11 protein-coding genes are annotated in these 11,330 nt (G+C 69.0%); 3 read left to right on the forward strand and 8 right to left on the reverse strand.

Translation table 11 applies throughout. The features are described 5' to 3' along the window. Positions 1-33: 33 nt before the first annotated feature. Positions 34-1,149 (reverse strand): tRNA 2-thiouridine(34) synthase MnmA, encoded by a 1,116-nt coding sequence (gene mnmA, locus ACWEH3_RS25925; protein ID WP_450020501.1) that lies wholly within the window; start codon positions 1,147-1,149, stop codon positions 34-36. Further along, positions 1,149-2,378 (reverse strand): cysteine desulfurase family protein, encoded by a 1,230-nt coding sequence (locus ACWEH3_RS25930; protein WP_450020499.1) that lies wholly within the window; start codon positions 2,376-2,378, stop codon positions 1,149-1,151. The genes mnmA and ACWEH3_RS25930 overlap by 1 nt, the downstream gene beginning before the upstream one ends. Positions 2,379-2,636: 258 nt before the next feature. Here ACWEH3_RS25930 and ACWEH3_RS25935 point away from each other — a divergent pair, with 258 nt between their 5' ends. Next, positions 2,637-2,954 (forward strand): hypothetical protein, encoded by a 318-nt coding sequence (locus ACWEH3_RS25935; protein WP_450020497.1) that lies wholly within the window; start codon positions 2,637-2,639, stop codon positions 2,952-2,954. A 187-nt stretch (positions 2,955-3,141) separates the two neighbouring features. Here ACWEH3_RS25935 and ACWEH3_RS25940 read toward each other — a convergent pair whose 3' ends face one another. The 3 genes from ACWEH3_RS25940 to ACWEH3_RS25950 form a co-directional block, all read right to left on the reverse strand. Beyond that, on the reverse strand, positions 3,142-4,167 hold the full coding sequence (locus ACWEH3_RS25940) for a lysophospholipid acyltransferase family protein (RefSeq protein ID WP_450020495.1): 1,026 nt from the start codon (positions 4,165-4,167) through the stop codon (positions 3,142-3,144). Continuing rightward, positions 4,164-4,991, reverse strand: a complete 828-nt coding sequence (locus ACWEH3_RS25945) for a GNAT family N-acetyltransferase (protein WP_450020493.1) — start codon at positions 4,989-4,991, stop codon at positions 4,164-4,166. The genes ACWEH3_RS25940 and ACWEH3_RS25945 overlap by 4 nt, the downstream gene beginning before the upstream one ends. A 264-nt stretch (positions 4,992-5,255) precedes the next feature. Next, complete coding sequence (locus ACWEH3_RS25950; RefSeq protein ID WP_450020491.1) at positions 5,256-6,548, reverse strand: NAD(P)/FAD-dependent oxidoreductase; 1,293 nt, start codon at positions 6,546-6,548, stop codon at positions 5,256-5,258. Between the two features lie 112 nt (positions 6,549-6,660). Between ACWEH3_RS25950 and ACWEH3_RS25955 the strand changes: the two genes are divergently transcribed. Continuing rightward, the gene (locus ACWEH3_RS25955; protein WP_450020489.1) at positions 6,661-7,518 is read left to right on the forward strand and encodes a LysR family transcriptional regulator; all 858 of its coding nucleotides are present in this window, start codon (positions 6,661-6,663) and stop codon (positions 7,516-7,518) included. Between the two features lie 88 nt (positions 7,519-7,606). Beyond that, positions 7,607-7,816: a DUF397 domain-containing protein gene (locus ACWEH3_RS25960; protein ID WP_397079610.1), complete on the forward strand. Its 210-nt coding sequence runs from the start codon at positions 7,607-7,609 to the stop codon at positions 7,814-7,816. A 249-nt stretch (positions 7,817-8,065) separates the two neighbouring features. Here the strand turns inward: ACWEH3_RS25960 and ACWEH3_RS25965 are convergent, their stop codons facing one another. From ACWEH3_RS25965 to ACWEH3_RS25975, 3 genes are all read right to left on the reverse strand, one after another. After that, positions 8,066-9,121 carry a 5-methyltetrahydropteroyltriglutamate--homocysteine methyltransferase gene (locus ACWEH3_RS25965; protein WP_450020486.1) on the reverse strand — a complete coding sequence of 352 codons (1,056 nt, stop codon included), beginning with the start codon at positions 9,119-9,121 and terminating at the stop codon, positions 8,066-8,068. Positions 9,122-9,344: 223 nt separating this feature from the next. Continuing rightward, complete coding sequence (locus tag ACWEH3_RS25970; RefSeq protein ID WP_355078776.1) at positions 9,345-10,301, reverse strand: electron transfer flavoprotein subunit alpha/FixB family protein; 957 nt, start codon at positions 10,299-10,301, stop codon at positions 9,345-9,347. Positions 10,302-10,337: 36 nt separating this feature from the next. After that, positions 10,338-11,123: an electron transfer flavoprotein subunit beta/FixA family protein gene (locus tag ACWEH3_RS25975; protein ID WP_450020483.1), complete on the reverse strand. Its 786-nt coding sequence runs from the start codon at positions 11,121-11,123 to the stop codon at positions 10,338-10,340. Between the last annotated feature and the right edge of the window lie 207 nt (positions 11,124-11,330).

The following is an 11,330-nucleotide window of genomic DNA, read 5'->3' on the forward strand; positions in this document are numbered from 1 at the left end:
CCGCACCGGACGACACCGGAGGATGGTGCGGGATCACCGCGCCGCCTCGGCCCCCATTTCACTCGTGACAGGCTCTTGCGCGGTGCCGGAGATGGTCCCGCTGCCGATCACCTCGTCACCCTCGGGATCCGGACGGTAGACGACCACGGCTTGGCCGCGCGCGACGCCGGTCAGCGGCTCGCGCAGCCGCACGAGCAGTCCGTCGCCCACCGCCTCGGCCACCGCGGGCGCGGTGCCGCCGTGCGCGCGCACCTGCGCCACGCACTCGATCGGGCCCACGGGCGCGGAGCCGGACGTCCAGATCGCGTGCTCCGCCTCGACCGTCCAGACCTGCAAGTCCTCGGCGGACCCCACGCGGACCGTGCCGGACTCGGGATCGATGCCGGTGACGTACCGCGGCTTGCCGTCGGCGGCGGGACCCGGCAACCCCAGACCCTTGCGCTGGCCGATGGTGAATCCGTGCACACCCTCGTGCCGCGCGAGCTCCCGGCCGTCGGCGTCGACGACCGCGCCGGGCCGGATGCCGATCTTCGCGCCGAGGAAGGCGCGCGTGTCGCCGGAGGGGATGAAGCAGATGTCGTGGCTGTCGGGCTTGTTCGCGACGGCGAGCCCGCGCTCGGCGGCCTCGGCGCGGATCTGCGGCTTGGGGGTGTCGCCCACCGGGAACATCGCGCGCGAGAGCTGCTGCGCGGTCAGCACCGCCAGCACATAGGACTGGTCCTTGTCGGCGTCGACGGCGCGGCGCAGCACACCGTCCTCGAGCCGCGCGTAGTGTCCGGTGACCACGGCGTCGAAGCCGAGCGCCACCGCGCGGTCGGCCAGGGCGGAGAACTTGATCTTCTCGTTGCAGCGCAGGCACGGGTTCGGCGTCTCGCCCGCCGCGTAGGCCGCGACGAAGTCGTCGATGACGTCTTCCTTGAAGCGGTCGGCGAAATCCCAGACGTAGAACGGGATGCCGAGCACGTCGGCGGCGCGCCGGGCGTCACCGGCGTCCTCCTTCGAGCAGCAACCGCGCGATCCGGTGCGCAGCGTGCCCGGTGTCGCCGACAGCGCCAGATGCACGCCGACCACCTCGTGACCGGCGTCGACGGCACGCGCCGCCGCCACGGCCGAATCCACACCACCGCTCATCGCGGCGAGTACCCGCATCAAACACCTCCTTTCGCACCGGCCAGGCCCGCGGCCTTGGCCCGCTCCACCACTTGCGGCAAGACTTTCAGTACTGCGTCGACATCGGCACGCGTCGAGGTGTGTCCCAGCGAGAAGCGCAGCGATCCGCGCGCCTGCCAGGGCTCGACACCCATCGCGATCAGCACGTGACTGGGCGTGGCGACGCCCGCGGTGCACGCCGAACCGGTCGAGCATTCGATCCCCGCGGCGTCCAGCAGCATCAGCAGCGAATCCCCTTCGCAGCCGGGAAATGTGATGTGCACGTTGCCGGGTAGCCTCCGTTCGCCGGCCGGTCCGTTGAGCACCGCGTCGGGCGCCGTCGAGCGGATCCCGTCGATCAACGCGTCCCGCAACGCGACCAGCTCGGCGGTCCGGGCGTGTAGTTCGATCGAAGTCTGGCGCAGCGCGGCGGCCAGGCCGATCGCGGCCGCCGTGTCCGAGGTGCCCGACCGCAGGTCGCGCTCGTGCCCGCCGCCGTGCAGCAGCGGCACGCACGGCACCTGCCTGCCGAGCAGTAGCACCCCGATACCGTGCGGGCCGCCGACCTTGTGCCCGGCGAAGCTGGCCGCGGACAGGCCGCTCGCGGCGAAGTCGATGGGCAGCTGCGCCGCCGCCTGCACCGCGTCGCTGTGCATCGGCACGCCGAATTCGGCTGCGACGGAAGCGAGTTCGACGATCGGCTGGATCGTGCCGACCTCGTTGTTCGCCCACATGACGGTGACCAGCGCGACCTCGTCGGGATGGGCGGCGAGCGCGGCGCGCAGCGCTGCGGCCGCGACCACGCCCTCGGCGTCGACCGGCAGCCAGGTGACTTCCGCGCCCTCGTGCCGCTCCAGCCACTCCACCGCGTCGATCACCGCGTGGTGCTCGACCGAGCTGGTGATGATCCGGTTCCGGCGCGGATCGGCGTCGCGGCGCGCCCAGAAGATGCCCTTCACCGCCAGGTTGTCGCTCTCGGTGCCGCCGGAGGTGAAGATGACCTCCGAGGGCCGGGCGCCCAGGTCGGCCGCGATCGACTCGCGCGCCTCCTCCAGCAGCCGACGGGCGGCGCGCCCGGAGCCGTGCAACGAGGACGCGTTGCCCGTGCTGCGCAAGGCAGCCGTCATCGCCTCGATGGCCGCGGGCAGCATCGGTGTGGTGGCCGCGTGATCGAGGTAGACCGTCTGGGGCGCAGCACCGTTGACCGGACCCGAAAAAGCCGACTTCATGACCAGTTAAGGATAGCTGTCACCCTCAGCCGCTTATTCCCCCCTGCTCGCGCGCCCGCGCGGAGTCCGTTCCCCGGCGCTGTTCAGGTTCGAACACCCTGTGACCGGCCGGATCTCAGGGTTTTCACCTATTGATCGTACCGCTGAATAGCGGTACGTTGTTCAGCGTGTTGATCGTCGATCCGTTTTGGAGAGCGGATCCGGGCCGGGACGGCCGAGCGGTCGCCTCCCGGACGAATCGATAGTGAGGAAGTTCCGATGGACCCACGCACCCATGGACGTACCCGACGTGTGCTGGCACGCGCCGCCGCCGCGTCCGTACTCGCCCTGATGCCGGTCGCCGCCGCCGCGGTGCCCGCGCTCGCCGACCCGATCGTGCTCGAACCCGCCGACCAGCTCGACGCGACCCACGGCCGCCACGGTCACGACGACTGGAATCGCGGCAGGCACAACGACTGGGATCGCGGCCGCAACGACGACTGGTTCCGCGGCCGCGACCGCCACGACGACTGGGATCGCGGCTGGGATCACGGCTGGGACAACAGGTGGCGGCCGCCGACGGGAAGCGGCTTCTGAGTTCTTCCCCAGCTTCCGGGGCGGGTCGACATCGGCTCGCCCCGGACTCATGTGCGGGCACCCTCCACGCCGGTGCTCATGTGAACGCGCGACCCCCCAACAGACACGTCCGCGAGTGGCACATGGCTGTGGCAAACCGCGAGTAGACCTCTCAGTGGTGTGCCACTCGTGAAACCGGTCGAGTCGCTTACCGGGCGACCGCTGCGGTGCGGCGGCCGCGCAGAATCGGGCGGCGGCGAGGTCGGCGCACTTCCGGTGCTTCGGTCGCGACCGACGGGTCCTGTACCCGGGTGTGCCCCGCCTCGATCCATTCCGTGGTTTCGTGGCGCGGCGACGCGGTGCCGCGAACGGCCGCCTCGCAGCGGCGGGCCAGTTCGCGCCGGTCGGGGCCGGGTTCCAGCACCGGTTCCAGCACCACTTCGGCGACCATTCCACGCGAACGCAGCACCCGCCCGGCGGAGGAGCCGAAGGTGTCGACGCCGACGAAAGCGGGCACCGTGCACGGCACGCCGTGCCGGTCCAGGTACCGCAACCGCACCGGCTGCACGGGGGTGCCGGTGTCCACCGCGGCCTGGAGCAACGCGGGACGCATGCTGCCGTAGGCGCGGCCACACCACGTGGTGCCCTCGGGGAAGACGCCGATCCGCTCACCGGCCGCCAACCGCGCTCCGACCGCGGCCACTACGCCCGGCAACTGCCGCAGGCTCTCGCGTTCGATCGGGATCACCCGCATCAACTCGGCGAGTTTGCCGATCATCGGCCAGTCCAGCATGTCGGCGCGGGCCACGAAGCCGAGCGGCTGCACCGAGGCCAAGGCGACGATGTCGGTCCAGCTGATGTGCCCGGTGACGATCAGCACACCCCGGCCTGCGGCGCCGAAACCGGCGGGTGCGAGCGTGGTGTCGCCCTCATCGACGACACCACGCTCGTCCGGGGTCACCCGGTTGTCGACGACGCGCAACCGCAGGCCGATGGAAGCGAGCAGCAGGCGCGCGTAGCCGCGCTGCAAAGGCGCACGCTTGCCGCGCGGGGTCACCGCGTGCGCGATCGGGTAGCTGAGCAGCAGGCCCGCGACTCCGGCCAGCCGGGCGGCCACCCGCGCCGGGCCGACCCGGTCGATCGAATCGATGCAGCCGGAACCGCAGGGACTCGACGGCATCCATGCGTGCGCGGCGGACGTGGCGGGTGGCGCGTCGAAGACCACTGTCCTCACCGTCCTCCGTCGAACGACGCGGCGGCGTCTCGTAGGCGATCGAGGTAGCGGGTGTTGATGGTGTTCAGCCCGAGCAGCACGACGAAGTCGGCGACCGCGAAGGCGGGATCGTGGGCGGGCTCGCCGCAGATCTCCGCGCCCAGCCGCAGGTAGCCGCGCACCAGCGGGGGCAGCTTCGGACGCGACGGCGGGGTCAGTTCGTCGAGGGTCTTGCCGTCGACGATCACCGGGTTGTAAGGGTGCACCCGGCGCTCCGGGTCGGAGGCGTGCCGCCCGAGCAGCATGTCGCGCACGCCGCGCACGTTCACTCCGGGCGGGTCGGCCGGGGTGTCCTGCATCGGCACCGACACGCAGCCCATCACCCACTCGTAGCCGGTGAGCTGGATGTAGTGCAGGATCCCAGCCCACATGAGGGTGAGCACCGAGCCGTTGCGGTGGTCGGGGACCACGCACGCGCGGCCCATCTCGACGATCCGCATCCGTTCCGGATCCAGTTGAGCGAGATCGAATTCCGTCGCCGTGTAGTACCCGCCCGCCGCGGCGACCTTGTCCGGCGGCAGCATCCGGTAGCAGCCGACGAATTCCCCGCTGGCGTCGTCCCGCACCAGCATGTGGTCGCAGTGCTCGTCGAAATGGTCGGCGTCCAAACCGCTGCCGTCATTCGGGATCCGGAAACCCGGCTCGTTGGCGAATACGTTGTAGCGCAGGCGCTGCGCGGCGACGCGGTGATCGAGGTCGGAGGAGACCACCAGCGAGTAACGCGACCGTCCCTCCCCGGAGTCCGTTGGTCGAGCCGGGGCTGTCAGCACGGACGAAATAGTCATATCCACGATGAAGCCAGCCCGACAATGCGCCCCAGCAACCTCGAAGTGTCGCCACGATGCCGGTTGGGTGAACGAGACGGCTGTCACACCGAGCGTTCACCGAACGGTTCCACCGCGTTCGCCCTCCCGCACCGAAACCGCTTCCGACATGCGGTTTACCACGCGAATCGCGGTTCGATCCTGTGCAGCGTGAATGCCGCGCGCACCGTGAATCGCGCCGCCTTTCGATCGTGCGCGACGCGATTCTCAGGTGCGAGAAGCCATTTAAGCGGCTCGGCTCTCCGCGGCGAGTACCTTCGGCGCGGTCGCGTCCTCCTCGGCGAAACCGGGGCGCCCGGTGAAGATGAACGCGACCAGCCAGGACGCGACCGCGGCGAAGCGGTTGCGGAAACCGACCAGGTAGAACAGGTGCACCGCGAGCCACATGAACCAGGCGATCACACCGCGGAAGGTGATGCGGTCGTTCAGCTTCGTCACGGCGCTGAACCGGCTGATCACCGCCATGCTGCCCTTGTCCCAGTAGGTGAAGGGCGTGCCGGGCTGCTTCTTGCGGCGGATGATGTCGGCGGCGTGCCTGCCCTCCTGCATGGCCACCGGCGATTGCCCGGGGTAGCCGTTGAGCGAGGTCATGTCGCCGATGGCGTAGATGTCGGCGTAGCCGCCGACGGTGAGATCGGGGTTGATCAGCAGTCGGCCGGCCCGGTCGGTCGCCACGCCCGTGGCCTCGGCCAGGATCTTCGCGAACCCGCCCGCCTGCACGCCCGCCGACCACACCACGGTCTCGGCCGCGATGGCGTGCTCGACCCCGTCGGCGCTCTTGACGGTGACCTTGCCGTGCTCGATGTCGGTGACGAAGGTGCCGAGCAGCACCTCCACGCCGCTGCCGGTCAGCGACTTCTTCGCGTACTCCGACAGCCCGCCGCCGAACGGCGGCAGCACCTCGCCCGCGCCCTCCACGAGCGTGACCGAAACCTCCTGGTGGTAATACCGTTTCGCCAGCTCCTTCAGCTGACCGGCCACCTCGACGCCGGTCGCGCCCGCGCCGACCACGACGAAGCTCAGCAGCTTGCGCCTGGTCTGCTCGTCGGCCTGCGCGGCTTCGGCGAAGACGCGCGCGATCTGGGCGCGCAGCCGCCGCGCGTCATCGATGGTCTTGAGCGAATAGGTCTTCTCCGCAAAATCGTCGCGGCCGAAGTAGGACTGGCTCGCGCCGGTGGCCGCGATCAGCGAGCCGTAGCGGATGCGGTGCGAAACGCCCTCGTGCTCATAGGTCACGATGGCGCGGTCGGGATCGATGCCGACCACGGTGCCGAGGCGAACGTCGGCCTCGCGATGGCGGCGCAGGATGCCCGCGATCGGCGGCGCGATCTCCTCCGATGTGAGCACACCGGTCGCTACCTGGTACAACAGCGGTTGGAACAGATGCTCGGGCGTGCTGGAGATCAACACATAGTCCACCCCCGACTTGGCCAGTTGCTTGGCGGCGGCGAGCCCGCCGAACCCCGATCCGACAATGACGACACCCGCGGTTTCGATTCCCGCGTCCACGTACTGCATGACAGCCTCCTTCTCTCATTACGAACCGCGATCCGGAGGGCGGATATTTCAGGTGTGTGGGCGCATAATTAAGATGACTCTTATCTCGATTCGTAATTAATCAGGAGGCGCTGTGGAACTTCGGCAGCTCACCTACTTCGTCGCGGTGTGCGAGGAACTCAGCTTCAGCGGCGCCGCGGCGCGCTGCTTCATCTCGCAGTCGGCGATCAGCCACCAGATCTCCCGGCTCGAACGCGACCTCGGTGTGCAACTGTTCGAGCGCTCGACCCGCTCGGTCGTGCCTACCGACGCCACCGCACGGCTACTTCCCCTTGCGAAACAAATGCTGAGCCTGGAGTCGGCGATCCGCGCCGCCGTGCGGACGGTCGGCCCGCGCATCCGGCTGGCCGCGAACATGTCCTTCGCCACTCGCTCGCTGTCGGCCATCGCGGGGGCGCGCGCCGCGCATCCGGAGGCGGAGATCGAGTTCGTCATCAAACCGTTCCGTCAGCGCATCACCGCGGTGGCGGACAGCGACTGTGATCTGGCCCTCATCCGCGGCCGAGTCGACCAGCCCGGCCTCGTGGTCGAGCAGCTGTGGGTGGAGGATCTGGTGATCGCCACCTCCAGCGCGCATCCGCTGGCCACGAAGGACACGGTGACCCTGGCGGATCTGGCCTCCTACCCCCTGCTACTTCCCCCGGAGCAGGAACAGGTGTTGCTACACACCGTAATTCGCAACGCGTTCGCCGAACTGCCTACCGGCCCCACCTTCGGACCGCCCATCCCGCCGGACCACACCGCGACGATGGAGCTGATCAACCGGCCCGAGGCGTGGACGGTGCTCTACGCGGAGAGCACGACCGAGGGGCTGGTGGTGCTGCGGCTGGCCGAATCCAAGCTGCGCATCCCCGTGTCGGCGGTCCTGCGAGCCGACGCCCGGCGCTCACCGATCCTCGACACCCTGCTCACCGCATTGCATCGTTGCTGATTCAGGCGTCGGGGGACGACAACGCCCCTCGCGGCCACGAAGTGGAATCGCGAGACCTGCTTCGGCGGGTGGCAAGGAGTTACGAGCGGTGAACAGTGACCTATCCGGGGCGAAATGGTTCAAGAGCAGCCGCAGCGAGAGTGGTTCGCAATGCGTCGAAGTGGCATGGCTCCACAGCGGCATGATCGGCGTCCGGGACAGCAAGAACCCGACCGGCCCAGCGTTGGTGTTCGCGCCAGGTGAGTGGGACGCCTTCACCACAGGCGTGCAGGTCGGCGAATTCGACCGCCCCGCCTGACGAGAACTCGCACCCACTAACGGGAAACGACTGGCCCCGCACCGCCCACCACACGACCGGAGCGGGGCTGCTCCATTGCGTCCATCGAATCCTTTCCGGCGAAAGAGCGAGATCGGCAAGGGGCTCCCCTACGGCGCAACGATCCTGCTGCGCATCTGCGCTGAACCATCCGGCAACCGCAATCCGACTTCTCGCCGGACGAAACCGGCCCCGGTCCAACCGGGGCCGGTCGCCCGAGTCACCCCAGGGTCAGACGCCCAGTTCCGTCGCCGCCAGCGCCGTGCCCTCGATGCGCGCGCGGATCTTGGCGAACGCGGTCTCACGCGAGGTGGAGGTGTCGTCGGCGAACGGTGCGAAGCCGCAGTCGTCGCAGGTGCCCAACCGATCGACGGGCAGGAAACGAGCGGCGAGCAGCACCCGGTCGCGGACCTGTTCGGGTGTCTCGACCTGCGGGTCGATCGGGTCGGTGACACCGATGAACACCCGCGCCTCGGCGGGCAGGTGTTCGGCGACCACTGCGAGCACCTTCTCCGGATCCGGCTCGCTCGCGAACTGGAGGTAGAACGCGCCCACCCGCAGTTGCAGCAGCTTCGGCAGCAATTCGACGTAGTCCACGTCCAGGCTGTGCGTGGAGTCCTGGTCGCCGCCCGGGCAGGTGTGCACGCCGATCCTGGCCCGCTCCTCGTTCGAGAACCGGTCGAGCACTGTGTTGTTCAGCTCGATGAACTGGTCGAGCACGCCGCCGCTGGGATCCAGTTTCAGCGACAGCCGCCCCTCGGTGAAGTCGAGCTGCACCAGGTGCGCACCCGCCTCCAGGCAGCCGCGAATGTCGGCCTCGGCCGCGTCCGCGAGATCGGCGAGGAACTGCTCGCGCGGGTAACCCTCGATCCCGTCGGCCGGATACAGCAGGCTCAGCGCCGATGGCGCGATAACGGCCTGCTTCACCGGAACGGTGGCGTGCTGCTGCGCGTCGCGCAGATAGTCCGCCGCGTGCGCGGCATAGCGGAACGGACCGGAGGCCAGCCGGGGCAGCTGTCTCTGGTGTCCGTCGGCGAACGGGATGATCGCCCCGTCCGGGGCCAGATTATCCAGCCCGGCAATCGGATAGGTGGCGAAGCTCGGCTTGGACTGCTCGCCGTCGGTGACGACGGGAGAGCCGAGTTCTTCCAGCTTGCGCACGGTCTCGGCGACCGCGCTGCGCTGGAGTTCGGCGAGCGCGGTGGCGTCGCCGGATTCGTCGGCCATGGCGGCCAACAGATCGTGAGGTCGAGGGATGCTACCGATCGGTTCCGTTGGGATGCTCACCGGCCGAGTGTACGTCCGTGACCTGCGATTTCGACGCGAAATCGCCTGCGCCATAATTTCTTTCGCATCGGTCACGAATCTCGCCCGAGTGGCCTCGAGAGTTCGCACGAATTTCGCGCCGATCTTTTCCGATCGGCCACAACACGCGGGCCGAGAAGATGCGCCCCGGAACGCGAACAGCCCCGGACACGAGGTCCGGGGCCGTTCGACGGCGAGAGCCCGATCAGCCCTTGTGCGTCTTGACCGCTTCGGTCAGCTGCGGCGCGACGTTGAACAGGTCGCCCACGATGCCGTAGTCCGCGATCTCGAAGATCGGCGCCTCTTCGTCCTTGTTGACGGCGACGATGGTCTTCGAGGTCTGCATGCCCGCGCGGTGCTGGATCGCGCCCGAGATGCCGAGGGCGATGTACAGCTGAGGGGAGACCGTCTTACCGGTCTGGCCGACCTGGAACTGGCCCGGGTAGTAGCCCGAGTCGACGGCGGCGCGCGAAGCGCCCACGGCCGCGCCGAGCGAGTCGGCCAGGGCCTCGACCACCGAGAAGTTGTCGGCGGAACCGACGCCGCGGCCACCGGAGACCACGATGCTCGCCTCGGTGAGTTCCGGGCGGTCACCGCCGACGACCGGCTCGCGCGAGGTCACCTTGACGACGCCCTCTTCCTGCGCGGGCACCTCGACGGTCACCTTCTCGCCTGCGCCGGCCTGCGCGGAGGCCTCGACGGCGCCAGGGCGAACCGAGATCACCGGGACATCGCCGGTGACCTTGGCGTCGACGGTGAACGCGCCACCGAAGATGGAGTGCACGGCGGTGCCGTCGGACTTCACGTCGATGACGTCCACCAGCAGGCCGGAGCCGATGCGGGCGGCCAGGCGACCCGACACCTCCTTGCCCTCGGCGGAGGCGGCGACGATGACGGCGGCGGGCGAGACCGACTCGGTCAGCGCGGCCAGCACGTCGACCTTCGGGGTCACCAAGTAGTTCTCCACATCGTCGGACTCGGCGATGTAGATCTTCTCGGCGCCCGCGGCGGCCAGCGCGTCGGCCAGCTTCTCGCCCGTGCCCGCCGTGCCGAGCACGACGGCGGCGGGCTCGCCAAGGGCGCGAGCGGCGGTGAGCAGTTCGGTGCTGACCTTCTTGATCGCACCCTCGGCGTGCTCGACGAGCACGAGTACTTCAGCCATGTGTTCTCTCCTAGGAAGTCTGCAGCGCTACCGAGATCAGATGATCTTCTGGCCGATCAGGTACTGGGCGATCTTGGTGCCGCCGTCGCCTTCGTCGGCGATCTTCTCGCCCGCGGTGCGCGGAGGCTTCGGCGTGGCGGCGGTGACGGCGGAACCCGCGTTCGCGACGCCCACGGTCGACGGGTCGACGCCCAAGTCGGCCAGCGTGAAGGTCTGCACTTCCTTCTTCTTCGCGGCCATGATGCCCTTGAAGGACGGGAAACGCGGCTCGTTGATCTTCTCGGTGACGCTGACGATGGCGGGCAGCGAGGCCTCCAGCTTGAACACGCCCTCGTCGGTCTCGCGCTCACCGGTGACCTTGTCGCCGTCGACGACCAGCTTGCGCAGGTGCGTCAGCTGCGGCAGGCCGAGGTACTCGGCGATGATCGCGGGCACCGCGCCCGCGCGGCCGTCGGTGGCCTCGTTGCCCGCGATAACCAGCTCGACACCCTCGACCTGACCGAGCGCACTCGCCAGCACCCACGCCGTCTGCACGGCGTCGGAGCCGTGGATGGCCGGGTCGTTGATGTGGATGGCCTTGTCGGCGCCCATGGACAGCGCCTTGCGGATGGCCTCGGTGGCGCGGTCCGGACCGGCGGCCAGCACGGTGACCTCACCGCCCTGGGCCTCCTTGATCAGCAGCGCCTCTTCGACGGCGCGCTCGTTGATCTCGTCGAGGACGGCGTCGGCGGCCTCGCGATCGAGCGTGAAGTCACCATCGGTGAGCTTGCGCTCGGACCAGGTGTCGGGAACCTGCTTGATGAGTACGACGATGTTCGGCATCGGTCTTCGTCGACCTCCTGTTCTGGTTACACGTATGTGGTGGTCGCACGAACTGCGCCGTACGCCCGGGTGGGTGGCTCAGGCCGTGACATTACCTTACGTTAAGTTACCCGTGGGTAACTTAGTGGCTTCTCTCTCACAAGTGGTTACCACGCACTACAGTGCGCCGTTTCAGCGGCCCCTGCCCCGGCGAGCGAAGCCGCACTT

This window comes from Nocardia sp. NPDC004718 (genome assembly GCF_053601535.1).

Bases quoted from the DNA above. Each gene is read 5' to 3' on its own strand.
- mnmA (WP_450020501.1), bottom strand. From the start codon at position 1,149: ATGCGGGTACTCGCCGCGATGAGCGGTGGTGTGGATTCGGCCGTGGCG.
- ACWEH3_RS25930 (WP_450020499.1), bottom strand. From the start codon at position 2,378: ATGAAGTCGGCTTTTTCGGGTCCGGTCAACGGTGCTGCGCCCCAGACG.
- ACWEH3_RS25935 (WP_450020497.1), top strand. From the start codon at position 2,637: ATGGACCCACGCACCCATGGACGTACCCGACGTGTGCTGGCACGCGCC.
- ACWEH3_RS25945 (WP_450020493.1), bottom strand. From the start codon at position 4,991: ATGACTATTTCGTCCGTGCTGACAGCCCCGGCTCGACCAACGGACTCC.
- ACWEH3_RS25950 (WP_450020491.1), bottom strand. From the start codon at position 6,548: ATGCAGTACGTGGACGCGGGAATCGAAACCGCGGGTGTCGTCATTGTC.
- ACWEH3_RS25970 (WP_355078776.1), bottom strand. From the start codon at position 10,301: ATGGCTGAAGTACTCGTGCTCGTCGAGCACGCCGAGGGTGCGATCAAG.
- ACWEH3_RS25975 (WP_450020483.1), bottom strand. From the start codon at position 11,123: ATGCCGAACATCGTCGTACTCATCAAGCAGGTTCCCGACACCTGGTCC.